The following is a 26146-nucleotide window of genomic DNA, read 5'->3' as shown; positions in this document are numbered from 1 at the left end:
AAGCGAATAGGCGCAGCCATCACCGCCTGTCAAACGCGGCTGAAACGGCTTATCGAATTGAGCTGAGGTTGCGTCATTTCGGCCACGGCGCGGCAAAGTAGAGCTTGGTTAGCGCTACCAATTGGGGCTGGCGAAACGTGTCGGCCGCATGCCAAACCTTGCTGGAACAGTACGCTTGAGCATCAGGGCCGACATGTCTTCCAACATTCCGACACGCCGCGCGACCCTCACAGGCCTTCTGCTCGCGACGAGCATGACAGCGCTGCCTCTCGGCGCGACGGCCGCGACGCGCGCCCTGCCCTATCGCTGGCGCAACGTGCGGGTGGGCGGCGGCGGCTTCGTGCCCAACGTCGTGTTCAGCCGCGTCGAGAAGGGCCTGGCCTATCTGCGCTCCGACATGGGCGGGGCCTATCGCTGGCAGGCCACCGAGAGCCGCTGGATCCCGCTGCTCGACGACCAGGCGCAAGGCAGCTGGCAGGGCGTCGAGAGCGTCGCCCCAGATCCGCTCGACCCGAACGTCGTCTACCTGGCCTGCGGCATGGGCCGCCCCGACCCGGCCGCCATCCTGCGCTCGGACAATCGCGGAACCGACTGGACCGTGGTCCCCGTTCCGTTCCGCATGGGCGGCAACGAGGACGGCCGGGGCCTGGGCGAGCGCCTGGCCATCGACCCCAACGACACCCGCACGCTCTATTTCGCCTCGCGCCACGACGGCCTGCAGGTCAGCCGCGACCGGGGCGCGACCTGGACGAAGTCGGCGAGCTTCCCGCTGCCGGGCCTGGGGCTCAACGCCCGCCCCGCGCCCACGCACGGCGGACTGTCGTTCGTGATCTTCGATCCGCGCGGCGGCAAGCCGGGCGAAGGCTCCAGGACGATCTTCGTCGGCGTCGCCGACCCGTCCGAGCATCACCTGTGGCGCAGCGACGACGGCGGGGCCAGCTGGAAGCCGATCCCCGCGCCGCACGCCTACCTGGCCTGCAAGGCGGCGCTGGATGGCGAGGGCCGGCTGTACGTCACCTATTCCAGCGGCATCGGCCCGTCGAACGTGGCCGATGGCGCGGTCTGGCGGCTCGACACGGCGACCAACGCCTGGACCGAGATTACCCCGGCCAAGCCCCTGCCCCAGCGCGGCGGCGGCTTCATGGGCGTGGCGGTCGACGGCAGCGGCGCGGTGGCGGTGACCAGCCTCAATCGTTGGAACCCGCACGACACCCTGTGGCGCTCCACCGATCACGGCGCGACCTGGACCGACCTCTATCCGGACGCCCGCCGCGACGTGACGACGACGCCGTTCCTCTACTGGGGCGAGCCGCGGGCCGACTTCGGCTGGTGGATGGCGGGCCTGGCGATCGACCCGTTCGATCCCGACTTCGCCTGCTACACCACCGGCGCGACCATCTACGCCACCCGCGAGTTCACCAAGGCCGCCGCCGGCCGCCCGACCACCTGGTTCCCGTGGGTGGAGGGCATCGAGCAGACCGCGATCATCACCCTGGCCAGCCTGCCCGAGGGTCCGCAGCTGCTCAGCGGCTTCGGCGACATTTCCGGCTTCGTGCACGACGACCTGACCGTCTCGCCGACCGACCAGTTCACCACCCCGGTGTTCGGCAACACCAACTTCATCGACTACGCCGGCGGCAAGCCCGCCATCGTCGTGCGCAGCGGCACGCCGCACCAGCGCCACGGCGGCCCGACCCTGGCCTGGTCGGGCGACCACGGCCGGACCTGGGCGCCGATGACCGCGCCGCGCATCCCGGGCGCGCCGCCCCCGCCCGGTCAGGGCCGTCGCGGTCCCGACCCGCATGACGACGCCGCCATCGTCGTCAACGCCGACGGCTCGGTATTCATGGTCATGACCGCCCAGGCCCAGGTCACCCGCGACAGGGGCGCGAGCTGGACCGCCAGCCAGGGCCTGCCCGCCTGGGTCCGCCCCGTGCCCGACCGCGTCGATCCCAGGCGCTTCACCGCGATCGACACCCAGACCGGCAAGCGCTTCCTCAGCACCAACGCCGGCGCCAGCTTCGCCCCGGCCCCGACGCGCGGCCTGCCCGCCGACCTCTCCGCCGACCAGGTGACCTGGCGCGAGATCCCCTGGCCGCTGAAGGCCGCGCCGGGCCAGGCCGGCCACCTGTGGTTCGTCTCGACGCAGGGCCTGTTCCGCTCCACCGACGGCGGCGCTCGTTTCACGCGGATCGACGGCGGCGTGCAGGTCGACCAGCTCGACCTGGGCGCACCGCCGCCCGGCAAGGCCTGGCCGGCCCTCTTCGCCATCGGCCGCAAGGACGGGATCAGGGCTGTCTGGCGCTCGGACGACGAGGGAAAGAGCTGGGTCCGCGTCAACGACGGCCGCCACGAATACGGCCGCCGCTTCCGCTGCCTGGCCGCCGACATGCGGGTGTACGGACGCGTGTACGTGGGCACGGACGGGCGCGGGATCGTCTACGGCGAGCCGGGCTAGGCGCGTCCGCTGCGCAGCGCCCCCCAGCCGGCCAGCACCGACAGGGCCAGCACGGTCAGCGGCGGCGGCAGATGGCCCCAGTCGCGGTGCAGAAGCAACGTCAGCACAGCCGCCCCCATCACCGTCGCAGCCAGCCCCGCGCCGACCGGCCGCGCACGCCGCCAGGCCAGCAGCCCCGCCGCCGCCAGTTCCAGGACGCCGGTCACGACGTGGAACCAGTCCGGATAGCCCCAGCGCCGGTAGCTCTCGGCGATGTCGGGCGGCGCCAGCAGGTTGCCGACCGCTCCGAACACGAAGAAGGCGGCCAGCAGCCAGGCCAGGACGGGCGCCCAGCGCGGGCGTTGCAGGGAAAAGGACATGGCGTCGGCTCCGGATGCACGGCCCCCCATGGGAGCCCCTTGACCGACGAAGCCTCTAGAACCTCAACCGTGGTTGAGGTCAACGCGAGCGGAGCGCCCGCGGCTACTTAAGGACGGCCCGTCAGGCGGCCTGGCCGAACCCGTGCACCGCGTCGCGCAGGTGGCCGAAATTGATCGGCTTGGACAGCACCGTCACGTCCTCGAAGCCCTTGCGCGGCAGGGCCCCGTAGCCGGTGGCGAACACGAACGGCACGCCCTTGGCCCGCAGGGCCTCGGCCACCGGAAACACCATCTCGCCGCCGATGTTGATGTCGAGCACGGCCCCGTCCAGCGACGACTTGCCGTCGTCGAGATAGGCCAGGGCCTCGCCCACCGCGCCGAACGAGCCGGAAACCTCGCAGCCGAGATCGGTCAGCAGGTCCTCGACCATCATGGCCACCAGGGCCTCGTCCTCGACGATCATGATCCGACGCCCGCTCATGCCGCCGCCAGCCTTTGCGACAGGGGCGCGCGGAAGGTGAAGGTCAGGCCTTCGGGCGCGAAGTCCAGCACCGCCGCGCCGCCCAGGTCGCGCGACAGGCCGCGGCGGATCAGCCGCGAGCCGAAGCCTTCGTCCTTGGGTTCCGGGGGCGCCACCGGCGGGCCGCCGCGCTCGCGCCATTCCAGAGCAAAGGTGGGATGCAGACCGCCCGCGTCCTCGATGCGCCAGGCGACCGACACCGAGCCGGTCGGGACCGACAGGGCCCCGTACTTGGCGGCGTTGACGATCAGTTCGTGCAGCGTCATGTGCACGGCCACCGCCGCCTCGGGCGTGATCTCGATCGGCGGCCCCTCGACCACGAACCGGCCGTCCTCCAGCCCGCCGAACGGGCGCATGGCCGCGGCCAGGATCTCGCGCAGGTGGGCCTTGCCCCAGGCCTGCTTGGTCAAAAGCTCGTGGGCCTGCGACAGGGCCAGCAGGCGCGACTCGAACGACTCGTTGAAGGCCTGCGGCGAGGCGGCCGTACGCAGGGTCTGGCTGGCGATCGACTGCACCGAGGCCAGGGTGTTCTTCACCCGGTGGTCCAGTTCGCGCATCAGGAAGGTGCGCCGCTCCAGCTCCTTGTTCAGCGAGGCGTGCAGCCGGCCGCTTTCCAGGGCCGCGGCGGTGGCGCGGGCCATCACCTGCAGCTTGGCCACGATCTCCGGCGGCGGCGTGTGTTCCTTGGCCCAGTAGGCGCCCAGCGCCGCGATCGGGTCGCGGGTGCGCACCGGCGTCATCACCAGGCTTTTGACGAAGGTCGGACGGTAGGCGTCGTGCGGGATGCGGTCGTCCTGGTAGATGTCGGGGATCACCACCGTCTGGCGGTTCAGCATCGACCAGCCCGAGATGCAGGCGGTCAGCGGGAAGCGCTTGCCCTTCCACAATGGGCCGATCGCGTCCTCGTCCAGGTACCAGCAGCAGTCGTTGTCGCGCAGCACGAAGGCCACGCCGTCGGCGCCCGAAATTCGGCGCGCGGACGAGCGGACCACCGCGGCCACCTCATCGATGGTCCGGGTCGCCGACAGCTCCTCGATCGTTTCGACCAGGGTCAGAAGGGCGGAATCGTCTTCGCCGTCCGACAGGTCGTGCTCGGCCATATCCAACATACGAAAGGACGCTCGCGGATCCACTGGGACGCGAGCCTAGCACGCGTCGGGGAGACAACAACAAGAGGCGTGACGATGCACACATCTACTCACGGTTGCCGGGAAGGTTAACAGAGTCTTCCAGACGACCCACAGTCGAACGAGATCAAGGCTTTGAAGCGGCGCCGTGCGATGTTTCCGTCCCGCGCCCTTGCGACAATCCGCCGCGCCGCCGCCACGCTCAGGCTTCGCACCCGGCGCAACATGCGCTATGCACCCTCTCCGCCGCCCACGCGGCCCGGTAGCTCAGCAGGATAGAGCAGCGCTTTCCTAAAGCGAAGGTCGGGGGTTCGAGTCCCTCCCGGGCCGCCATGTGGGTTGTAAGCCCCCCCCCAAACGAAACAAGGCGCGGAACCCTCGTCCCGCGCCCTGCTCTTCTCCGGCCTGAGCGTCCGGCGCTACTCGCCTAGCAGCGTCTTTCGCCAGAACATGATGCTGCTCCAGAAGTAGTAGTCGGCGTTTTCCTTCTTGCGGAAGACGTGGCCGTCGTTCTTGGCCAGCAGGTGCCAGGCCGCTCCGCCCTTGGCGCGGACGGCGGCGATCATCTGGTCGGCTTCGGAGGCCGGCACGCGCGGGTCCGTGCCGCCCGTGGCCACCAGCAGCGGGATGGTGATCTTGTCGACGCTGGTCAGCGGCGAGATCTTCATCAGCTGGGCGCGCTGCTTGGGGTCGCGCTCGTCGCCGTATTCCACCCGGCGCAGGTCGCGCCGGTAGGACTGGGTGTTTTCCAGGAACGTGACGAAGTTGGAGATCGCGACGTAGCAGTTGGCGCCCTTCAGGCGCGGGCTGTAGTGCGTGGCCGAGGCGTAGCACATGTAGCCGCCGTACGAGACGCCGTTGACCGCGAAGCGGTCGGCGTCCAGCGCCGGCTCCGTGGAGAGAGCGTCGAGGAAGGCGCCGATGTCCTTGACCGAGTCCTCGCGCTTGAACGGGCCGTTGTCGAGATTGACGAAGCGCTTGCCGTAGCCCGACGAGCCGCGGACGTTGGGGAAGAACAGCGCCACGCCCAGCTCGTTGACCAGGTAGTTGTTGCCGCCGAGGAAGTCGGGACGGGTCTGGCCTTCGGGGCCGCCGTGGATGTCGACGATCAGCGGGCGCTTGCCCGGGAACTTGGCCGGGTCGGGCTGGTAGAGGAAGCCCGAGACCGTCTCGCCGTCGAAGCTCTTGATCTCGACGAGGCGCGGCTCGACGTTCTTGGCGGGGTCCAGGCCGCCGGTCTCGCTGCGGGTCCACTGGGTGACCTTCAGCGTCTTGGCGTCGATCGCGAAGGCGTCGCCGGCGACCTTGGCGGACGACATCGACAGGCCGATCTCGCCCCACGGCGAGATCTCGATCGCCGGGCCGATGCTGTAGGGGATGACGCCGGCCGGCAGGCCCTCGACGGTGCGCACCGCGCCGCTGGCCAGGTCGAGCACCCGCACACGCGACACGCCGGCCTCGTTGATGGCGTAGACCGCGAAGCTGCCGTCGGACGACAGGGCGAAGTCGGAGACGTCCCAGCGCGCTTCCTTGCTGACCGGGACGAAGGTCTTGGCCCTGGCGTCCAGGCGCCCCAGGCGCAGGAAGTCGCTATCCTTGTCCGAGGTCAGCCACACCGAGCCGTCATGGGCGTAGTGCGGATCGACGAACGAGGCCTTGGCCTTCGGGTCGGTCAGCGGGGTCATCGCGCCGCCGGCCAGGTCCAGCTCGTAGACCATGGCCTCGTTGATCGACATGCGATTGAGCACCAGGGCCTTTTTGCCGTCGGCCGAAAAGTCGGCGATGTTCCAGCCGCCGCCGGTGACCTTGGCGACCAGGCGGTCGGTCTTGGGATCGCGCGGGTCGACGACATAGAGGTCCATGTCCGCGCCATTGCGGCGCGAGGAAGCGTAGCCGACCTGCTTGCCGTCGGGCGACCAGGCGCCGAACCAGTTGCGGCTCTTGCCGTCGGTGACCAGGCGCGGACGGCCGTCGACCAGCAGGTAGAGCTGGTAGAACTCGTCGCCGCCGACGTCCTTCTGCAGCACCAGGGCGTCGCCGGCCGGCGACAGGGCGGCGGCCAGGATCGGTTCGGCCTCGAAGCTCAGCTGGCGGCGGTCGGCGCCCGGCCCCGCCACCGTGTGCACCTGGTCGGTGCCGCCGAAGCGGGTCTTGATCAGCATCGAGCGGTCGGCCGGGTTCCAACCCAGGAAGTTGGCGTGGCGAGCCTGCAGATAGGGCGTGGTCGCCGAGACCAGTTCCTGCGGGACCGGCGGCAGGCCGTCGGCGACGATGGCGGCCGGAACGGCGGCGACGGGCGCGGTTTGGGCCATGGCGAGGCCGCCGCTCGACGCCATCAGGGCGAGCGCCAGGGTAAGGCGTGAGATCATGGGGAAATCACCAATCGAGGGGGTGAGGCGCCGCCGGCCCGGAGGGTGCGGCCGGCGGCGCGGGTATCGGCCGGGTCCGAAGCCTTGGGGGAAGGCTCCGGACCTCGCTGGGGTCTGGCGCGGCCGGCGGGGGCGACGGCGCGCGCCAGGTCCTTAGCGTCCCTAGAAGCGCATCCGCGCGCCCAGGGTCACGTAGCGACCGATGACGTCGTAGTAGGGCGAGTAGAGCGAGCCGATCGGCGGCTCCTTGTCGAACAGGTTCGTGGCGTTGGCGTAGAGTTCGACGTTGTAGCCATTGAACTCAGGCAGCTTGGCGCGCACGCCCAGGTCGACATAGGTGTAGGCCTTGATGTGGCCGTTCACGAGGTCGACGGTGTTGTTGTAGTTGCCGGGCGAGATGTAGCGGGCCCGCAGGTTGGCCCCGAACACCGGACCCGAATAGTCCAGGCTGCTGACGACCCGGAACTCCGGCACGCCCAGGCCGAACGAGTAGCCCTGCGAGCGGACGTAGTCGATCTCGCTGACGCCGTCGTCGGTGGTCAGGTTGTTGACCCAGGTGCCGACCGTGCGCAGGCGCAGGCGGCCGTCCAGGCTGGAGTGCACGCGCGAGGCGTCCATCGAATAGGACATCTCCACGTCGACGCCGTCGGTCTTGTAGTTCGACAGGTTGACGTAGGTGGAGACGATCCGGGTGATGGCGTTGGTGGCGCTGTCGCGGGTGATCCGCGAGCACATGTCCTGGTTGCCGGCGGCGCAGCGGGTGACGATGTCCTGGGCGCCGATCGTGGTGATCACGTCGTCGATGTCGATGTTGTAGTAGTCGACCGAGACGTTGAAGCCCGGCAGCTGCGGCGGCGAGTAGACGAAGCCGGCGGTGAAGGTCTTGGCCGTCTCGGGCTGCAGGGCCTGGTTGCCGCCGCCGTTGGTCAGCACGTAGACGCTGGAGCTGGTCACCGGGTCGACGATGGTGTTGTAGCCCGTCGTGCTGGTGGTGAAGAGCTCGGTCAGGTTGGCCGAGCGGATGTCGCGCGACTGGGTGATGCGGCCCCGGAAGCCCGGGAAGAACTCGTTGGTCGCGCCCAGCTTCCACGACCAGATCGAGCCGGTGGTGTCATAGTCGCTGATGCGGGCCGCGGCGTTGACTTCCAGCTTGTTGAGCACCGGCACGTCGCGGATGACGGGCACCAGCACTTCGGCGAAGGCTTCCTTGACCGTGAAGCTGCCCGACATGGCCGAGAAGCTGAACGAGGTGAAGGCCTTGGCCGTGTCGAGCGCGCCGACCGAGCGGTCGACCGACTCCTTGCGGGCCTCGCCGCCGACGGCGATCGAGACGGGACCGGCCGGCAGTTCGAAGGGCTCGCCGCGCAGGCTGAAGCCGCCGACGTCGATCTTGCTGGTCTCGCGCATGCTGGGCGTGCCGGTGACATAGGCAATGGCTTCGGCCGACGGCGCGCCTTCGCCGAACAGGTTGATCGGCACGCAGTTGCTGGTCGGGTCGGTCAGGGCGACGCGGCAGACAGCCTGGCCGGTGGTCGGGCTGATCACCGAGTCCACGGCGTTGGCGTAGTTCTGGGTCAGCAGGAACCCGGGGGTGTCGATGTTGTTCTCGTTCTCCCCGTGGCTGTAGTAGGCGCTCCAGCGCCAGCCGTCGCCGAACGCGCCGTCCAGGGCGATCGTGCCTTGGGTCGCCACGCGCTCGAAGTCGATGGTCGAGTACGACAGGTCGCTGTTGAAGCGGCCCATGGTGAACTGGGTCTCGCCGGCATTGGCCAAGGCAGTGCGCACGGCGGTCGGCAGGAAGGCGTTGTCGGCCTTGATCGTCAGGTTGCCGCGGTTGTGGTCGCCGAACCAGACGTAGTCGTTCCACATCCGCGAGTGGCGCAGCTCGGCGGTCAGCTTGACGCTGTCGGTCAGGTCGTAGGTGACGCTGGCCATGGTGGCGTAGCGGCGCTGGGGCGTGACCAGCGGCGACAGGTCGTCGTTCGAGGGGCCTTCCCCGCCGATCGAGTTGGCGCCGCTGACCGCGCCGTAGTCGAAGTCGCGCAGGCTGCCGTCGGGGTTGAAGGCCTTGCCCTTCAGCACGCCCGACATGATCAGGCCGCCATAGGCCGCGTTCGAGAAGCCGACGTCGGGCGCCAGCTTGTAGCGGCCGTCGCCGTTGGGAACGGTGGCCCAGCGGCCGATGTTCGGACGGCTGTTCTTGGGAACGACGCCTTCGTTGTTGAGGAACTCGCCGCCGATGACGAAGTGGCCGCGGCCGTCGGCGAAGCCGGTGCCCCAGGCGCCTTCGACGCGCACCTGCTCGGCGTCGTCATAGGACGAGATCCCGCCCTCGACGCCCAGCTTCCCGCCGGTGAAGTTGCGGTCGATCATGATGTTGGCCACGCCGGCCACGGCGCCCGAGCCCCAGGCGGCCGAGGCGCCGCCGGTGACGACGTCGACGCCTTTCACCAGGACGCTGGGCACCACGTTCAGGTCGTTCTCGCCCGAGAAGCGGCGGCCGTCGATCAGCACCAGGGTGCGGCTGATGCCCAGGCCACGCAGGTCGAGCGGCGCGTTGCCGGCGCCGGTGTTGGTGCCGGTGGTCTGGGCCGAGGTGGTGGCGCGGAACTGCGGCAGGTCGTTCAGGGCCGCGGCGATGTTCGGACGCGCGCCGACGGCGAGGTCGGCGTCGGTGACCCGCACGGTCGGGGTCGGGGCCTGGAAGCCGGCGCGGTCGATGCGCGAGGCGGTGACGACGATCTCGCCGACGCTGTCGTCGGCCTTGTCGCCCGAGGTCTGGGCCAGGGCGGCGCCGTGCAGGGCGAGCGCCGCGGGCAGGATGCTGGCGCCGATCAGCAGGGCGCGGCGGGAGTGACGTGAAAATGCCAAGTGAGATCCCCTCTCAAACATGCAGTCGACAGTCGCCCCCGCCCCGAACGCCCATGAACTGGACGATCCAGGAGCCGCGATCCGCCACCGGCGCACGATGCGCCGCCCGCCAGATCGCAAGGCGTTCCTCTGCCCCCGCTGTCCTGTTGGCCTGAGAGATTCGGAACGCGACCGCGCCCTTGCTCCTTCGGCGAGACGCTCCTCTGGGAGGCGCGCCTGCTTTCCAGCGTCCTTGTGCTCCGCGGTCCTTTTGCCTGAGCGTTTCCGGGGCGGTTGCGCCTTCGGCGTCGGGTAGAACCTGATCTCTTCCGCAAGAGCAGGATCAGTTAGGCCGGGCGTTCCGATGTCGGCAAAACCAGAGGAGACGGCATGTTTTCCTCGCGTGCCGGCCGGTGCGCGGGCACGTTCTTCCTGGCGATCAACCCTGGGGGTTCCGCCATCGCGCGTCGGTTTCAGCCGATCGGGGGCGCGTGACAGGTCGGTGACAGCTTCGCGGCGCGGGCGCACGGCGCAAAAATGGGCTGGCGCTCGGCCCAGCGGGCCGATTTGCACAAATAAAGATCACATATTGCCCAAAACGAGAGCAATCAGTCTCGATTACCCCGGGCGCGACGCCAGCGCGCCAGCATGTCCGCCCGCCGTCCCTGGTCGAAATTGGCCAGCAGGGCCGGCCCGACCCGGATCGGCCGCCCGCCCGGCGGCGGGGCAGCGCCCAGCCCCTCGCGGATCGGCGTCAGCCGCGCCTGCGCCAGACGCCGCTGGCCCTCCTCCGACATCAGGTAATCGAGGAACAGTCGCGCGGCCTTGGGGTGCGGCGCGGCGCGGGTGATGAACGCCACCCGCGCGATCGACAGATAGTAGTCGCTGGGCACGACATAGCCGATGTCCGGCCCCTGCCCTCGCGCCCACCAGTCGGCGTAGGAGCGGTTCATGTCGTAGGCCAGCAGGTGCTTGCCCGAGGTGACGCTGGCCAGGATCGGCGCGCCCGGCACGTAGAGGCCAGGATCGGAAGCCGCCAGGGCGTCGTAAAGCGCCCAGGCGTCCGGATAGACCAGGGTGTCGCTGGACAGGTAGAGAAAGCCGACCCCGCTCTTTTCGGGATCGTACATCGCCACCTTCCCGCGCCAGCGGGCCGGGTCGTCGCGCAGGGCCGCCAGCAGCGCCGCGTGGCTGCGCGGCACGTCCTCTTCCTTCAGCAGGCGCTTGTTGTAGGCGAAGACGATCGGCTCGGCGGTGACCCCGAAACCCTGGTCGCGCCATACCGCCCAGGCCGGCAGGTGACGGGCCTCGGGGCTGCGGTAGGTCTGGGCGTAGCCGTCGTTGATCAGCTTGACCTGGATGTCCATCGACGAGCTCCAGGCCACGTCGGCGACCGGTGCGCCGCTGTCGGTCTCGGCCATCACCCGCGCCTGCAGCGGGCGGGCGGCGACCTCGACCATGGTCAGCTTGATCTTGGGAAAACGCTTGCGGAACCCCTCCGCCACCGGACCGTAGACGCCGGTGTTTACATAGACGACGACCTCGCCCTCGCGCTGCGCGCCCATGACGTCCCAGCCGCTGGTCGCCTGGCCTTCGACGCGCGGCGCGCACCCGGTCGCCAGCGCGGCCAGCCCTGCCGCGCCGATCAGGCCCAGCGCCCGGCGTCTCTTGACCTCGACTGTCAATCGGCGTCGGATGGTCGGCGCTCCCCTCGTTTCGCGTCGTGACCCGCTACATCCCCGATGAAGATACTCGTTGTCGAGGATGATCCGCCTCTGCGCCGCTCGCTGACCGCCACCCTCGAGAGCGAGGGCCACGAGGCCGTCTGCGCCGAGACCGGCGAGGCCGCCCTCGCCCTGGCCCTGCCCGGCGACTTCGACGCCATGATCCTAGACATCGGCCTGCCCGACATCGACGGCTTCGAGATCCTGTCGCGCCTGCGTCGCGAGGGCTTTTCCACCCCGATCGTCGTGCTGACCGCCCGCGACGCCGTGCAGGACCGCATCGCCGGCCTCGACATGGGCGCCGACGACTACGTGCTCAAACCCTTCGACCCGTTCGAGCTGGTGGCCCGGGTGCGCGCCGTGGTCCGCCGCAAGAGCGGCTATGCCGCCCGCATCGTCACCCTGGGTTCGCTGACCTGCGACTGGGAGGCCGGCGCGGCCTGGGTCGGCCAGCGGCGGCTGGACCTGCGCCCCCGCGAATGGGCCGCGCTCAAGGCCCTGGCCATGCGCCCCGGGCGGGTGGTCGACCGCGGCCAGCTGGCGGCCGAGGTGTTTCCCGACGAGCAGCCCGCCTCGCCCAACGCGCTGGAGGTGCATGTGGGCCGGCTGCGCCGCAAGCTGCTGCCCGATGGCCCGCAGTTGCAGACCCTGCGCGGCGCCGGCTATCGGCTGGATCCGTGAGGCGGCGGCGTCCGCCCAGCCTCGTCGCCCGCCTGCTGATCGCCCAGGTGGCGCCGTTGGCCCTGCTGGGCGCGGCGCTGGCCCTGGCCGGCGCCCTGGCCGCCCACCAGGTGGTGGAAAAGACCTCCGACCGGCTGCTGGCCGGCTCGGTGGCCTCGATCGTCGCCCAGATCGGGGCCGAGGACGGCCGCGCCAAGGTCGCCCTGCCCCCCTGGTCGCTGGGCCTGCTCGACAGCCCCGAGCGCGATGCGGTGTTCTACGCCGTGCGGCAGGGCCCCAGGCTGGTGACCGGCTATGACGACCTGCCCCACCCGCCGGCCCCGCCGCCCAACGAGACCGACTTCGCCTATGCAGACATGCGCGGCTATCCCGTGCGCATCGCCCAGGCGACGGTGATGGTGCCCGGCGTGGCCGACCCCGTCGTGGTCGCCGTGGCCCAGAGCCTGGACTCCCGCCGCGCCAGCGTGCGCGAGTTGCAGTTCAACTTCATCATCCTGCCGTTGCTGCTGGTGCTGGTCGCCGCAGCCCTGGTCATCCCGGCCGTGACCTGGGGCCTGGCCCCCTTACGCAGCCTGACCGCCGACCTGACCCGCCGCGCCCAGTCCTCGCGGCCCGACTTCGCGCCTGTGCGCGACCTGGACGCCCCGGCCGAGCTGTCGCCGGTGGTGGCGGCCTTCAACCGCCTGATGCCGAGCCTGGAGCGCTTCACCAAGGCGCTGGAGCGGTTCTCGGCCGACGCCTCGCACCAATTGCGCACGCCGCTGTCGGTGATCATCGCCAACCTGGCCCTGGTCGAGCGCACGATCGAGACCGAACCGCAGAAGTCGCTGCTGAAGGACTCGATGGCCGCCGCCGCCAACCTGCGGCAGGTGCTCAGCCAGCTGCTGGCCCTGGCCCGCTCGGAGGCGATCGCCGTCGAGGGAACGAGCGACCTGCGGCTGCTGGTCGAGACCATCGCCGCCGAGGTGGCCCGCGACTATCCGGACGTGATCTTCCGCCGCCGCCTGCCCGAGAGCGCCATCGCGGCCGGCAACGCGGTGCTGGTGGGCGAACTGCTGCGCAACCTGGTGTTCAACGCCTGCGCCTACGGGCGGGGCAGCGTGTCGCTGGCGGTCGCGGCGCAAGGCCCGTCGCTGGGGCTGACGCTGTGGGACCACGGCCCCGGCGTCGCGCCCGAGGAGATCGGCCGTATCTTCAGCCCGTTCTTCCGGGGCAGGAGCAAGACCGAAGCGAACGGCGCCGGGCTTGGGCTGGCGATCGTGCGCTCGATCGCCCAGCGCCTCGGCATCGGCCTGGCCGCGCGCACGCGCGCGCCGCGGCCGGGACTGGTGGTGGAACTGCGGTTCGCCGCGGCCGACTAGGCCCGCGCGACCATGCGGCGGAAGATGTCGTCCAGGCGGGCGCCGGCCGGCTTTTCGGCGGCGGGCGCGGCGGGCTGGACCGGCGCCGGCTCCGGCTCGCAATAGGCCTTCAGGAAGCCGGACTCGACGGTCACAGCGTCCTCGTTGGCGGCCGGGGGGCAGCCGAAGACGTTGCGCAAGGCCAGGGCCATGGCCTCGCCCTCGCTGAGGGCGGCCTGGGCCTCGACCACCGGCGCTACGTCATCGAAGACCTGCTCGAACACCTGGTAGGGCAGGTTCGCCTGGTTGATCATCGAAAAGAGTCGGTTGACGTCGCCAGCCATGGTTCGGCTCCACCGCTTCCAGCGGTACGGGGTTAAGGTCGTTTGCGTCCCTTCTCCCGCCCCGCCATTTCGGCGAGCAGGCCAAGGGCCGAAGAGTAGTACGTGCGATCCTGCGACGCTCCCCGCAGCGCCTGGATCGACGGGTCGTTCAAAGCCAGGGCGGCGATGGCGACACCACCTCCAGATAGCGGAAAGTCGGCTTCCCGCCCGTCGGACATATTGACCCATGCCGGTGGCGGTTTTTGGGCTTGAATCTTTCCACGCCAATACGCCGCGGTCTCGCGCGCCAGCGAATCTTCTCCGCCCCAGGCGAGGTAGAGGGGCACGCGAATAGCGTCGAAACCGAATAATGGAGGTTTTTCAGGCGCTAAGGCCAAGCTGCCGTCATTGCGCACCAGAAGCCAGTCGGGAGGCAGTTTCTGCGCGCCGAACCGCCCCTCCCTGGCCAGTTTGACCCCATCGGCGACCAGGGTGCGCCAAGGCGCCGCAGGGCCGTCCTCGACGGCGAAGTCCTTGAGCGCCGGCAGCACGAAATAGGAGGGGTTGGTGACGACGCCCGCCGGGCTGCGGAAGCCTTCCAGCCCGGGCAGCAGCACGGTGCGGCCGCCGACCTCGACCACCAGCCGCTCGGCCACCGCCTCGCGCATGGCCTTGGACGCGGCGAGATAGTCGTCGTTCTTCCAGCGCCGCCCGGCCCGCAGCAGCGCCCAGGCCGCCAGGATGTCGCCGTCGGAGGCGTTGTTCTCGTCGGCGACGGCCGGCGTCGCCCGAGGATCGTAGCGCCAGGCCAGCAGCGGCGCGTTCTTGCGGACGAGGTTGGTCCGGGTCCAGGTCCAGGCCCTGTCGAAGGCCTCGCGGTCGCCGCGCCCCTCGGCCAGCAGCATGGTCCAGCCCTGGCTTTCGCTGTGGCTGACCCCGCCGTTCTCGGGATCGATGGTGCGCCCGTCGGGCTGCACGTAGGTCGCCTTGAACTGCGCCCAGCCGTCCGGCGGCCGCGCGCAGGCGCCCGATCCTCCGGCCGCCGCCACCAGCGCCACCGCCAGCAGCCTAGACGCGGTGCTCGAACACCAGCGGAGAAGCCAGGGGATCACGGCAGGTGGTGACCCCGCCCGGGCTCCCCTGCGCCGCCAGCCAGGCGCCGTAGGCGCCCGCCAGAAGCTCGGCCATGAGGGGCGGCCAGGCGCGCTCGTCGTCGTCTTCGAGAACATTCGGACAGGCCCCATGGGTGATGAGGATGTGGCCTTCGGCCACGGCGAGCTGCACCCAGCCCCAGTCCATGGCGTCGAGGATCTCGTTCAGCCGCGCCTCCAGCTCGTCCAGCGTCTCGAGCTTGGGCAGGGCGTGGCGGCGGGCCATCCGCTCGCCCGTGGCGCACAGGAAGCGCTTGACCGCGCCCTTGTCGGCCACGGCCGCCAGCTCGTCGGCCAGCGCCGCCAGGAACGGCGCCCACTGGCCGCTGACCCGTCGCCGGCGCAGGTAGCCGAGGTCCTTGGACCGGGGATCGAATTCGCTGGCGCTCATCGGCCGCCATCTCCGCCGAGGATCTGCTTCACGCCCACGCTGACCGCGGTCTCGTTGTAGACGCCGAAGGTGTTGAAGTTGACCGCGCCGCCGATGCTGGCGCCGGGCCGGAACTGGTAGTCGGCCGACAGCCCGCCCGATATCCCGAAGCCGCTGGCGCTCTGGGCCAGGTAGCGCGGGAAGACGTCCGCGTCGGCCTGGGCCAGCGTCGTCAGCTCGCCTTGCAGCGCGGCGTCCATCGGGAAATAGGCCGCGCCGGCCTGGTTGTAGGTCTGATAGCCGGGGGCGATCGCGCCCTTGAACTTCCATGCGCCCTGCCTGGCGGTGACGCTGATCGGCGCGGTCAGGCTGGTGAAGGTCTTGGGGCTGAAATAGCCGCCATGGCCCAGGCTGAAGAAGTTCTGGTTGTTGTCGAAGCCCTGCTGGTTGAGGTTGAAGCCGACCTGAACCTCGGTTTCGCCGCGGCGATAGGGCCGGATGTAGCCGCCCAGATTGATCTGGTAGCCGTCGTTGTCGGCCACGTGCTCGCCGTCGTAGTGGCTGTAGCTGGCGTCGCCGTAGAGGCCCGAATAGCCGTCGTCATACGACAGGCTGACCCCGCCGCCGGTGCGCATCACCCTGCCCCAGCGCTGGCCGGTGACCGGGTCGCGGGCGCCGGCATAGGCCACCACGCTGTCGGTGACCGGGCGCCGCTCGATCCAGGCCTTGCCCTGGCCGTTGGCGCCCAGGCGCGGCGAGAAGGTCACGCCGCCGGCCACGTCGATGTCGCCGAAGCCGATCGGGGTCGTGCCGATGTCGGCCTTCAGCGGCCCGGCTTCCATGGCGAGATTCACCGACGCGCCCGAGGCGCTCTGCGGCGAGGCGGCGCGATAGACGGGCGCGAACTCCCCGACGATGGCCCGGGCGTTGACGATCTGGTTGCCGCCATAGCGCTGCTCGGCCGAGCCCGAGGGCGTGCCGCCGTCGATGCTGACCGGCGAGACCGAGGCGATGAAGCGCACTTCGCCGAGGTTGGCCGAGGCCGAGGCCGTGGCCGACAGTTCGTGCAGCCGGCCAAGGCCCGCCTCGCCCGAGCGGGTGCGGATCTGGGCCGAGCCCGCGACCTGCGCGGCCGTGCGGGCGGTGATCTCGGCGATCTGGCGGTCGATGTCGCCGACCACCGGATCGCGGACGGCCGGGGCCACGAACGGGTTGCCCGGCGCGGGGGCCACGCTTGTGGTCGGACGCGGCGAGGCCGCCTCGCCCGCGCGGCCGTTGCGGCCGGTGAACGGGAAGGCGACGCCGGCGAAGTTGCGCTCGCTCGTGGTGGTCGGCGCGGCGGCGGGAGCCAGCACGCCCGCCAGCTGGTCGCCGCCCGAGGCGACGTCGACGCCCAGCAGCGGGGCCGCGGCGGCCGAACCCATCAGATCGTAGCGACTGGCCGCCACCGGCAGCACCGGCGAGGTGCGGGCCGGGACGCCGCCGCTGGTGAACGGGTTGGGCCCCAGGCCCCCGCCCGGCGCGGCGTTGGAGCCGCCGGGCGCCAGCACCGCGTCGAGCCCCGAGCCGAAGGTCGGCGTGCGCTCGCGCAGGAGCTTGGCGGTGCGCAGGGCTTCCAGCGCGCCGCGCTCGTTGCCGGCCTGGCGCTCGACCCGGGCCGAGGCGAGATAGAGGTCGGCGTCGCGCGGCGAGGCGGCGATGGCCTGGGCCAGGGTGCGGCGGGCGCCGGCCAGGTCGCCCTTGCCGGCCGAGGCGTCGGCCAGGCCGATCAGGGCCTCCTTGTCGCCGGGCTTGGCGCGCAGCAGCACGCCGTAGGCCTGGGCGGCCTCGCCGTACATCCTGCCATCCAGGTAGACGCGGCCCAGCGGGGCCAGCAGGCGGGTGTTCTTGGGCGCCACGGCGAAGGCGGCCGACAGCACGTCGAAGGCGCTGGCCAGATCGCCGGCGGCGCGCAGGCGGTCGGCCCGCTCGGCGCCCAGGGTGGCGGTCAGGTCGGCGACGGCGCGCGTTCCTTCCGGCGAGGTTCCCGCCCGGGTGGCGGCCTGGCGGATGATGGCGGCGGCCTCGGCGTCGCGGCCGGCCTTGGCCAGCACCGCGACCATGCCGTCATAGCTGGCCGGCGTCTCGGTGACGCCCTCGACCAGGGTGCGCTGGGCGATGGACAGCGCCGTCTGGCGGTCGCCCAGGTCGTACAGCGCCGAAGCCAGCCGCCCTTGCGCGTCGACCGACAGGCCGGGACGGGCCGCCAGGCCGCGAAGCTGGGCGACGCTGCCGCCTTGCCTGGCCTGGTCGATGGCCGCGTCGATCTCCAGCCGGCCGCGCAGGGCGGTCATCTCCGGCGTCATCCGGGCGGTCGAGGCGCGGCCGAGCAGGGCCAGGGCCTCCGTCGGGCGTCCCTGCTGGTCGGCGAAGACGGCGGCGGCGTGGATCTGCTCGGGATCGCTGCCGGCGGAGACCTGGGACATCAGCCCCTCGGCCGCCTGGGCCTCGCCCTGCCCGGCCAGGAACCGGGCGAAGTCGAGCCGCACCCACGGATCGCTCGGCGCCGAGGCCAGGGCGCTCTCGAAGGCGGCGTTGGCGCCCGACAGGTCGCCGTTGGCCCACAGCTGGTTGGCGCGCTCGTGGTCGATGCGGCCGCGCAGCAGGTTCTGGCCGCTGGCGTCGGGTTGCAGGGCCGGCGAGGCGGTGGCGACCGTCTCGGCCTCGCCCGTGCGGCCCTGGTCGAGCAGCACCTGCACCAGGCCCTGCTGGGCCTCGGCCTGGGTGGGCGCGGCGGCGAGGATCTGGCGATAGACGCTCTCGGCCTCGGCGGCCTTGCCCTGGCGGCGCAACGACTCGGCCAGCAGGTTCGAGGCCAGGAGGCGGTCGGGATAGGCCTGGGCCGTCAGCGGCCGCAGGGTCTGCTCGGCCTTGGCCGCCTGGCCCTGGTCGAGGGCGGCCTGGGCGGTCTGCAGGCCGGAATAGAAGCGGGCGCTGGTCAGGGCCTCCTTCCAGCGGCCGGCGCTGGCGGGACTGGCGCGGCCGGCCCGGGTCAAGAGGTCAGCGGCCTCGGTGAACTGCTGGGCCTGCAGGCGCACGAGGCCAAGGCCGCCCAGGGCGTCGGCGTCGCTCGCCCGGCGCGACAGGGCCGCCTGGAAGCGGCGCTCGGCCTCGGCGACGTCGCCGGCCTGCAGGGCCTGGAAGCCCTTGGCGCGGTCGCCGGCCGACGGGTCGACGGGTGCTGCGGCGCTGGCCTTGGGCGCGACCTTGGCGGCGGCCAGCTTGCGCGAGATCTCCGCGTCATTGGGACGGGCGGCCAGGTAGTCGCCGAACAGATCGGCGTTGCGCGGGCTGTCGTCCATCCAGGTCAGGGCCTGGCGCCAGGCGCTGGCGGCCTTGCCCGACACCGCCCCACCGCCGCCCGCCAGGCGGGCCAGCACGGCCACGCCCTCGCGGCGGCTGCCCTCGCGATAGGTCAGGGCCTGGCCCAGCGCCAGCTGCACGTTCTGGTCCCCGGGCTTGCGGGCGGCCAGGGCGCGCAGGCCGGCTTGGGCCTGGGCGACGCCGCCGGGGGCGCCGGCCAGGGTCTGGTAGTATTCGAGGGCCAGGGCGTCAGGCGGATTGGCCCCGCCGAAGGCCTGGCGGTAGGCGGCCGCGGCCGCGGCGCTGTCGCCCTTCTGGGCCAGGGACCGAGCGCGGGCCAGGTCGCCGCCGCCGGCCGCCGGGGCGCTGGCGCCCGGACGCGACGGCGCATCGAGCGCCGCCAGGCCGCGTTTGGCGGCGGCGTTGCCGGGATCGGCGGCCAGGGCGCGCTTGTAGGCGTCGGCGGCCAGGTCCTTGCGGCCCTTCTGGCTCCAGAAGTCGCCCTGGCGCACGAGGGCGGACACCGCCGCCCCACCGGGCGCGCTCCCGGTCTGGGCCTCGGCGACGCTGGCCGTCCCGCCCGCCATCAGGATGGCGGCCAAGGCGGCCTCTACGGACATGCGACGCAGGGTCTTCACTGGTGGCTGCCCCCTTCGAGGCGACGGCGCGCGACGGACTTCAGCGCGAAGATGATCGGGAACGACAGGGCCAGGCCCACGCCGAAGATGGCGGCGGCCAGCAGCAGCGGACGCTGGCTCAGCCACCACATCATGTAGACCCACCAGGGCAGGTCGCCGGTGTGGAACTGCTTGCCGACCTGGAAGCTGGAGAAGCCGTCCTCGGTGACCACCGCCAGGTCGCCCTGCACGCGGGCGTTCTGGGCCGGGTCGTCCAGGCGGGCGAGAACGGCCGGCAGACGGGCCGGATCGCTGGCCAGCACCGCCACCACGGCCCGGTCGCGGTCATAGGGCGAGCGGAAGCTGACCAGGCCCTCGAAGCCGTCGCCGGCCACCAGCAGGTCGTCGGCCTGTCCGCGCGCCTTGGCGGCCTCGCCGTTGGCCATCAGGAACACCCGCTCGGCCAGGGCCGCGGTCTTCAGGCGCAGGCGATCGGTCTCGAAGGTCACCGGGGCGCCGGCGAACAGGCTGGAGAGGCGCCGCGCCGTCTCGGGCCGTCCGATCAGCAGCACGTCGCGGCCCTTCAGCGAGGCCGCGTCGGCCGTGCGCGAGATCGCGACCCGCGTCACCGGCGCGCCGGTGACGTCGCCAAAGCGCCCCATCAGGTTCAGATAGGCCTCGATGTCGGCCGGGGCCGGAGCGGCGTCCAGCACCACGGTGGTCTTGTCGAGGTCGGCGTTGCGCGTGAACGGGAAGCCGGCGCTGGCGAAGAAGGCCAGGTTCGGCAGGGCCGCGAAGTGGCGCCCGCCGCTGAGGTCGATGGTGCTGTCGGGATCGATGCCGCTGTGGACGTTGGTCGGGAGCTGGCCCTGGCAGGCGCCGGTCTTGTTGCTCTTGATGTCGAAATAGAACTGCAGCTGGCTGGCGCCGAACAGCAGGTAGGGCGGCAAATCGAGGCTGTGCTCGTTGCGGGCGAAGCGGTTGAACAGGCCGCGCACCTCGGCGGTGCGGTCCTGGGCGCTGAGCCGGTAGGAACGCAGGTACTGGCCGTTCAGCGAGACGTCCAGGCGCGACTGCTCGCGGTCGAACCACGGCCCCTTGGGATAGCGGTAGCGCACGCGCATCGGCGCGCCCTGAACCGGCCACAGGAAGAGGTCGGGGGCCACGCGGAACGGCACGTTGACCGGGGCCGGCGACAGCCCCGGCGCCTGCAGCAGCTGGGCGTCGACCAGCTCGCCCATCCGCACCGGACGGTCCATGCGCAGCCAGCGCGGCGCGTCATAGGGCGCGCGCGGGGCGATCAGGGCGGTGTCGACCTGGGCCATCGCCCCGCTGAGGCCGCCCTGCGAGATGCTGAGCGCCAGGGCGGCGCGGCGGATCTCGGAGGTGTCGCGGCCGATCACCAGCAGCAGCCGGTGCTCCGGCGCCTGCGGATTGGCGACCACCGCCAGGGTGGGGCCGTTCACCTGCGGCAGGACAAGGCCGCCGATCACCTGGCCCGACTGGCCGAACACCACGCCCTCGCCCTGCGGCAGGGCGCCGATCAGGGTCGGGAAGGCAAAGCCGCGATAGCTGGCCCGCATGCCGAAATAGGAGGCCGCCGCCCCCGCCCCGCGCAGCACGGCGTCGGACGGGGTCTCTGCGAACACGAACGGCAGCACCAGCTTGCCGCCGCCCTTGTCGAAGAACGGCCCGGGCAGCTGCGACAGGTCCGGCTGGCCCGGCAAGCGCGAGACGGTCAGCTCCAGGCGCGAGCGCTGGTTGGAGACGTTCATCCACAGCGACGAGTGCTGCGGGTCCTCGCAGGCGCGGGTGTAGTGGCCGATGAAGCGGAGGTTGAGGTTGTTGTCGCGCAGGAACAGGGCCGGGTCGATCGGGATCGACCACTCGGTTCCCGCCGCGCGGTCGGGGGTCAGCATCACCGTGCCGGCGGGCTCGCCGTTCAGGGTGACGGCCAGCTGCGACAGGTCGCCCAGCAGCGACGGCGAATAGGCGCCGTTGACCACCAGGCGCGCGGCCGTGACCACCTCGTCGCGGCGCAGGGTGAAGTCGACCCCGGCCTCGCCCTGCACGCCTTGCAGGCGCAGCGTCTGGCCAAAGCCCAGGTCCTTCAGCGTCAGCACGCGGGTCGCGCCCGCCGGGACGGGAGCCGTGATCTCGGTCGGCGCGGCCTGGGCCTTGGCCTGGCCGCTCCAGCCCAGGGCGCCGGCCAGAAGCGCGCCGGCCAGGATCACGGCCGCGCCGCCGTCGGGGCCGCTGGCGCGCGAGCGCGGCGTCAAGGCCGCAGGCTTGGCCGCCCGCCACCAGAACAGGATGCTGGCGCTGGCCCGAACCAGGCCGGCCAGGGCCGCCAGCGGCCGCACCGGCGCCCAGTGGGCGTTGGGCTGCCAGGCGTCGGCCCGGCCGACGACGTTGCGCACCAGGTCGCGGCGTTCGGCAAAGCCGAGCGGCAGGAACTGCACTCTCAAGACCCCCTTGTCGAACATGACGGCGCGGGCCTTGAACTGGCGGGCGCGCTCGTCGTGCAGGAATTCAACCGTGTCGATGTGGCGGTCGTTCCCCCAGAAACCGTCGGGAACGATCGCCGAAAGGCCGCCCATCGAGACCTCGCGGGTCTCCACGTCCAGCACCTCGCCGTTGGTCAGGCGCAGGCGGGCGGGCAGGAAGGCCTCGATGCGGACATGCTGGCGCACCTGGCGGGTCTCGCGGCCGACGGCGATGGCCGTCAGCAGCACCAGCAGACTGAACAGCGTCCAGAAGGTGTTGAGCACCAGGGTGCCGAACAGGACGAGGTCGGGCTCGGCGGTCACCAGCTTCCACATGCCCCAGCACAGGCCGGCGATCAGCAGGCCCGCGACCACCACGTGCGGCCACATCAGCGACCAGTCGAAATAGCCCTTCTCCAGCCGCCCGCCCTTGTCGGTGACGTTGAACTTGCCGCGCTTGGGCGCGAACAGGGTGACGATGGTCGGGGCCACCAGGTGGAAGGCCAGCAGGGTCTCGTAAATCTCGCCCCAGAACGCCATGCGTTCCTCGCCCTGCATGCGGTTGTTGGTGACGATCGAGTGCACCAGGTGCGGCAGGGCGTAGACCAGGATCACCGGCGCCGAGGCGCTGATGATGTTGAAGCCCAAGAGCAGAAAGGCCAGCGGTGAGGTCAGGAACACGATGCGCGGCAGCGGGAATTGGAAGTGCAGCATCGCGTTCAGGTAACAAAGCCGCTGGGCCATGGTCAGGCCCTTGCCCAGCAGCGGATTGTCGACCCGGAAGATCTGGGTCATGCCGCGCGCCCAGCGGATGCGCTGGCCGATGTGCAGGGCCAGGCGCTCGGTCGCCAGGCCGGCCGACAGGCGGATCTCGAGGAAGGCGGTGTTCCAGCCCTTGCGCTGCAGCTTCAGCGCGGTGTGGGCGTCCTCGGTGACGGTCTCGTGGGCGAAGCCGTGGGTCTCTTCCAGCGCCGAGCGGCGGATCACCGCGCAGGAGCCGCAGAAGAAGGCCGCGTTCCACAGGTCGTTGCCCGGCTGGACGACGCCGTAGAAGAGGTCGCCCTCGCCCGGGATGTCCTTCACCGTCTGGATGTTCCGCTGCACCGGATCGGGCGAGTAGAAGTGGTGGGGCGTCTGCAGGAGGGCCAGGCGCTGGTCCTCCTGGAACCAGCCCAGCGTCATCTGCAGGAAGGCGCGCGTGGGGATGTGGTCGCAGTCGAAGATGCAGACCAGCTCGGCGTCGGTCTGCTCCAGGGCGTGATTGAGGTTGCCCGCCTTGGCCCCGAAATTGTCGGGGCGGGTCATGTAGATCGCGCCGGCGCGCTCGGCGAATTCCTTGAATTCGGGGCGGCGGCCGTCGTCCAGCAGGTACACCTTGAAGCGGTCGCGGGGGTAGTCCATCCCCAGCGCGGCCAGCACCGTGTCCTGCACGATCTCCAGGCTCTCGTTGTAGGTCGGGATGTAGACGTCGACCGTCGGCCAGCTGGGCGGCGCGCCCTCCAGCGGCCGCACCGGGCGCTGCAACGGCCAGGCCGTCTGCAGGTAGCCGAGCAGCAGGATCAGCCAGGCGTAGATCTCGGCCAGATACAGGCCCGTGCCGAAGAACGCCTCGGCGGCGTTGCGAAAGTGCAGGGTCTCGGTCGTGCGCCACCACAGATAGCGCGTGCTGACGATCACCGAGACGACGCACAGGGCGATGGTCAGGTGCTTGGACTGCGACAGGCGATTGGCCACCACCACGCCGACGATGGTCGCGCCGGCGAACAGGGCCTGGTCCTTGAAGCTGAGCGGCATGACGATCGCCACGACGGCGACGGCCACGAAGGCGGCGACCAGCAGCGCCACCCCGACGCGCAGCATCGCCCGTTCCAGGAACGACTTGGGCGAACCCCCCGCCCTCATGCCAGCGCCCGCGAGTCTTGGCCCTCGATCGACGGCCATGGCTGCATTGCTGTCATCGCCGAAGAACCTTCCACTCTTATAGTCAAGCTTTCCAACGAGCGCGGACGGCCGATGCTATCTGTTACGCGTATGGACCTACAAGCGAGGCCGTATGGCTGATTGAGCAGCAGTTCCAGAGGGTGTCGCCGCGACCAAAGGCCGCATTACTTCCCGAAACGGGAAAACGATGGTTTCGACAACCTGACTGCAAAGATGAACGCCAAACGATACTTGCGGGCAACTCTATCCGCGAGCCCAAACCCAGAGGCACGCCCGAAGGTGGAATTCACCGCGCAGGCAGGGTTCGGGGAACGGTTTTCGGCGTCCGGCCATCGAGCCAATTCCGGTATCGGTCGATAGCGCCTTTGGCTTAGACCCCGGCGGACCGGCTCTCTACCGTCAGCCTCAAGAAACGGCCTCCCGGCGTTCGGGAACAGGCCGTCGCTCGGAGAGGACTTCATGAGCCAGATGTCGCCGACGGACGTGGCCCGCCAGCTCGGCGGCGGCCTGCTGTCGTTCCCCGTCACCCATTTCGACGCCCAGCACCAGTTCCTGGAAGCGCCCTATCGCGAACACTGCGCCTGGATGCTGGACCACGAGCTGGCCGGCCTGTTCGCCGCCGGCGGCACGGGCGAGTTCTTCTCGCTGCGTCCCGACGAGGTGGGCAAGGTGGTGCGCGCGGCGGTCGCCGAGACGGCCGGCAAGATCCCGGTCATCGCCGGCTGCGGCTACGGCACGGCCATCGCCACGGACCTGGCGCGCGACGCCGAGGCCGCCGGCGCCGATGGCCTGCTGCTGCTGCCGCCCTACCTAACCAACGCCACGCAGGAAGGTCTGCTCGCCCACATCGAGTCGGTCTGCAAGGCCACCAGCCTGGGCGTCATCGTCTATAATCGCGACAACGCCATCATCAACGAGGACACCCTCGAGAAGCTGTGCGACCGCAATCCCAACCTCGTCGGCTTCAAGGACGGGGTCGGCGACCTGGAACTGATGATGCGGGTCTATGCCCGCATGGGCGACCGCCTGACCTATATCGGCGGCCTGCCGACGGCCGAGACCTTCGCCCTGCCCTATCTGGAAATGGGCGTGACGACCTACTCGTCGGCGATCTTCAACTTCCTGCCGCAGTGGGCCTTGAGCTTCTACAAGGCCGTGCGCGCCCGCGACCGCGAGACGGTGATGACCGGCCTGCGCGACTTCGTGCTGCCCTACATCGCCCTGCGCAACAAGGGTAAGGGCTATGCGGTCTCGATCGTGAAGGCCGGCATGAAGGCCGTCGGCCGCGACGCCGGGCCCGTGCGCCAGCCGCTGACCGACCTGACGCCCGCGGAGTTCTCCGAACTCCAGGGCCTGATCGCCCGCGTCCAGGGCTGAGCATGACGGGGTCGATGCGCCCGGCGTATCGACCCCCGCCGCGCCCGCGATGACCGCGCTCTCGACCCTGCCCGGAAAGAAGGCCCTGGCGATAGGGCCGAACGAACGTCTAGCCTCGCGACTCCAGGGTGTTGTCGACGGGCGCTTTCCGATGTTCGAACTCAGCCAGCTTCGCTGCTTCGTCGCCACCGCCGAAGAGCTGCATTTCGGCCGCGCGGCCCAGCGGCTGAACATGACCCAGCCGCCGCTGAGCCGGCAGGTGCAGCTCTTGGAACGCATCCTCGGCGTCACCCTGCTCGACCGCACCAGCCGCTCGGTGCGCCTGACGCCGGCCGGCAGGGCCTTCCTGCTGGAGGCCCGCCGCATCCTGCGCCTGGCCGAGAGCGCGGCGCTCGCCACCCGTCGCATCGCCAGCGGCGACGCCGGCCAGATCGCCATCGGCTTCACCGCCGTCTCCGGCTACAGCTTCCTGCCGCGCCTGGTGATCCTGTCCAACGCCCGCCTGCCCAACGCCGACCTGACGCTGCGCGAGATGGTCACCCGCGAGCAGGTCGAGGCCCTGCTGACCGGCCGCATCGACATCGGTCTCGTCCGCCCGCCGATGGACCGCGCCGAGTTCGCCACCGCCCGCGTGCTGAGCGAGCCCCTGGTCGCCGCCCTGCCCAACGGCGACCCGCGCCTGGTCAAGGCCAGCCTGACCCTGGCCGATTTCGACGCCGGGCCGCTGATCATGTATTCGCCCGAGGGCGCGGGCTATTTCTACAACATGCTGACCACCCTGTTCGACGCCCATGGCGTGGCCCCGAACTATGTGCAGCACGTCACCCAGATCCACTCGATGCTGGCCCTCGTGCATGCGGGCCTGGGAGCCGCGATCGTGCCGGAGTCGGCCATGAGCCTGCACTTCGACGACGTGCAGTTCCGCCCCGTCGAGACCACGCCCGACCGGCCGGTCGAGCTCTACATGGCCTGGCGCAAGGACAACGAGAGCCCGATCCTGCAGACCTTCATCGACCTTTGCCTGGCCGAGGCATCGCCTGCGGAACCGGACGAGCGCTGAGCCGCGCCTTCCTCCCGTCGGCCGCCTCGGCCCAACGATAAAAGACGGGAG

16 protein-coding genes, 1 tRNA gene and 2 riboswitches are annotated in these 26146 nt (G+C 70.8%); of the genes, 6 read left to right on the top strand and 11 right to left on the bottom strand.

The window, feature by feature from the left end:
* Window positions 1-253: 253 nt before the first annotated feature.
* Window positions 254-2458, top strand: coding sequence for a WD40/YVTN/BNR-like repeat-containing protein (locus tag V6S85_RS13760; RefSeq protein WP_334349240.1), 2205 nt, complete (start codon window positions 254-256; stop codon window positions 2456-2458).
* Here the strand turns inward: V6S85_RS13760 and V6S85_RS13755 are convergent.
* The 3 genes from V6S85_RS13755 to V6S85_RS13745 form a co-directional block, all read right to left on the bottom strand.
* Window positions 2455-2817: a DoxX family protein gene (locus tag V6S85_RS13755; protein WP_334349239.1), complete on the bottom strand. Its 363-nt coding sequence runs from the start codon at window positions 2815-2817 to the stop codon at window positions 2455-2457. The genes V6S85_RS13760 and V6S85_RS13755 overlap by 4 nt on opposite strands.
* Window positions 2818-2938: 121 nt before the next feature.
* Complete coding sequence (locus V6S85_RS13750; protein ID WP_101714972.1) at window positions 2939-3298, bottom strand: response regulator; 360 nt, start codon at window positions 3296-3298, stop codon at window positions 2939-2941.
* Window positions 3295-4437: a sensor histidine kinase gene (locus tag V6S85_RS13745; RefSeq protein WP_334349237.1), complete on the bottom strand. Its 1143-nt coding sequence runs from the start codon at window positions 4435-4437 to the stop codon at window positions 3295-3297. The genes V6S85_RS13750 and V6S85_RS13745 overlap by 4 nt, the downstream gene beginning before the upstream one ends.
* A 283-nt stretch (window positions 4438-4720) precedes the next feature.
* Here V6S85_RS13745 and V6S85_RS13740 point away from each other — a divergent pair.
* Window positions 4721-4797, top strand: a tRNA-Arg gene (locus tag V6S85_RS13740).
* An 86-nt stretch (window positions 4798-4883) separates the two neighbouring features.
* Here V6S85_RS13740 and V6S85_RS13735 read toward each other — a convergent pair.
* The 3 genes from V6S85_RS13735 to V6S85_RS13725 form a co-directional block, all read right to left on the bottom strand.
* Window positions 4884-6833 (bottom strand): S9 family peptidase, encoded by a 1950-nt coding sequence (locus tag V6S85_RS13735; protein ID WP_334349236.1) that lies wholly within the window; start codon window positions 6831-6833, stop codon window positions 4884-4886.
* 162 nt (window positions 6834-6995) lie between these two features.
* Complete coding sequence (locus V6S85_RS13730; protein ID WP_334349235.1) at window positions 6996-9704, bottom strand: TonB-dependent receptor domain-containing protein; 2709 nt, start codon at window positions 9702-9704, stop codon at window positions 6996-6998.
* A 136-nt stretch (window positions 9705-9840) separates the two neighbouring features.
* Window positions 9841-9933, bottom strand: a riboswitch (glycine riboswitch).
* Between the two features lie 3 nt (window positions 9934-9936).
* A riboswitch (glycine riboswitch) is annotated at window positions 9937-10025 on the bottom strand.
* A 266-nt stretch (window positions 10026-10291) separates the two neighbouring features.
* Window positions 10292-11368: an ABC transporter substrate-binding protein gene (locus V6S85_RS13725; protein WP_334349234.1), complete on the bottom strand. Its 1077-nt coding sequence runs from the start codon at window positions 11366-11368 to the stop codon at window positions 10292-10294.
* A 57-nt stretch (window positions 11369-11425) separates the two neighbouring features.
* Here V6S85_RS13725 and V6S85_RS13720 point away from each other — a divergent pair, with 57 nt between their 5' ends.
* On the top strand, window positions 11426-12088 hold the full coding sequence (locus V6S85_RS13720; protein ID WP_116568582.1) for a response regulator transcription factor: 663 nt from the start codon (window positions 11426-11428) through the stop codon (window positions 12086-12088).
* Complete coding sequence (locus tag V6S85_RS13715; RefSeq protein ID WP_334349232.1) at window positions 12085-13449, top strand: sensor histidine kinase; 1365 nt, start codon at window positions 12085-12087, stop codon at window positions 13447-13449. Before V6S85_RS13720 ends, V6S85_RS13715 begins: the two co-directional genes overlap by 4 nt.
* On the opposite strand, the gene V6S85_RS13710 is transcribed toward V6S85_RS13715, so the two are convergent.
* Genes V6S85_RS13710 through bcsA form a run of 5 tightly spaced genes read right to left on the bottom strand, consistent with a single transcriptional unit; the run spans window position 13446 to window position 23619 of the window.
* Window positions 13446-13772, bottom strand: coding sequence for a hypothetical protein (locus V6S85_RS13710; RefSeq protein WP_334349230.1), 327 nt, complete (start codon window positions 13770-13772; stop codon window positions 13446-13448). The two genes, V6S85_RS13715 and V6S85_RS13710, sit on opposite strands and share 4 nt — an antisense overlap.
* A 32-nt stretch (window positions 13773-13804) precedes the next feature.
* On the bottom strand, window positions 13805-14809 hold the full coding sequence (locus tag V6S85_RS13705; RefSeq protein ID WP_334349229.1) for a glycosyl hydrolase family 8: 1005 nt from the start codon (window positions 14807-14809) through the stop codon (window positions 13805-13807).
* A gap of 10 nt (window positions 14810-14819) precedes the next feature.
* On the bottom strand, window positions 14820-15293 hold the full coding sequence (gene bcsD, locus V6S85_RS13700) for a cellulose biosynthesis protein BcsD (protein ID WP_334349227.1): 474 nt from the start codon (window positions 15291-15293) through the stop codon (window positions 14820-14822).
* Window positions 15290-19252, bottom strand: coding sequence for a cellulose biosynthesis protein BcsC (locus V6S85_RS13695; RefSeq protein WP_334349225.1), 3963 nt, complete (start codon window positions 19250-19252; stop codon window positions 15290-15292). The genes bcsD and V6S85_RS13695 overlap by 4 nt, the downstream gene beginning before the upstream one ends.
* On the bottom strand, window positions 19249-23619 hold the full coding sequence (bcsA, locus tag V6S85_RS13690; protein ID WP_334349224.1) for a UDP-forming cellulose synthase catalytic subunit: 4371 nt from the start codon (window positions 23617-23619) through the stop codon (window positions 19249-19251). Before bcsA ends, V6S85_RS13695 begins: the two co-directional genes overlap by 4 nt.
* A gap of 498 nt (window positions 23620-24117) precedes the next feature.
* Between bcsA and kdgD the strand changes: the two genes are divergently transcribed.
* Both kdgD and V6S85_RS13680 read left to right on the top strand, forming a co-directional pair.
* Window positions 24118-25035 (top strand): 5-dehydro-4-deoxyglucarate dehydratase, encoded by a 918-nt coding sequence (gene kdgD, locus V6S85_RS13685; protein WP_116568576.1) that lies wholly within the window; start codon window positions 24118-24120, stop codon window positions 25033-25035.
* A gap of 151 nt (window positions 25036-25186) precedes the next feature.
* On the top strand, window positions 25187-26095 hold the full coding sequence (locus tag V6S85_RS13680) for a LysR substrate-binding domain-containing protein (RefSeq protein ID WP_165828898.1): 909 nt from the start codon (window positions 25187-25189) through the stop codon (window positions 26093-26095).
* Window positions 26096-26146 lie beyond the last annotated feature (51 nt).

The organism is Caulobacter sp. CCNWLW153 (genome assembly GCF_036889365.1).
In the GTDB taxonomy this organism is placed as follows: domain Bacteria; phylum Pseudomonadota; class Alphaproteobacteria; order Caulobacterales; family Caulobacteraceae; genus Caulobacter; species Caulobacter radicis.
The sequence above is the reverse complement of the archived record's forward strand: the minus strand, read 5'-3'. Positions and strand labels throughout refer to the sequence as shown.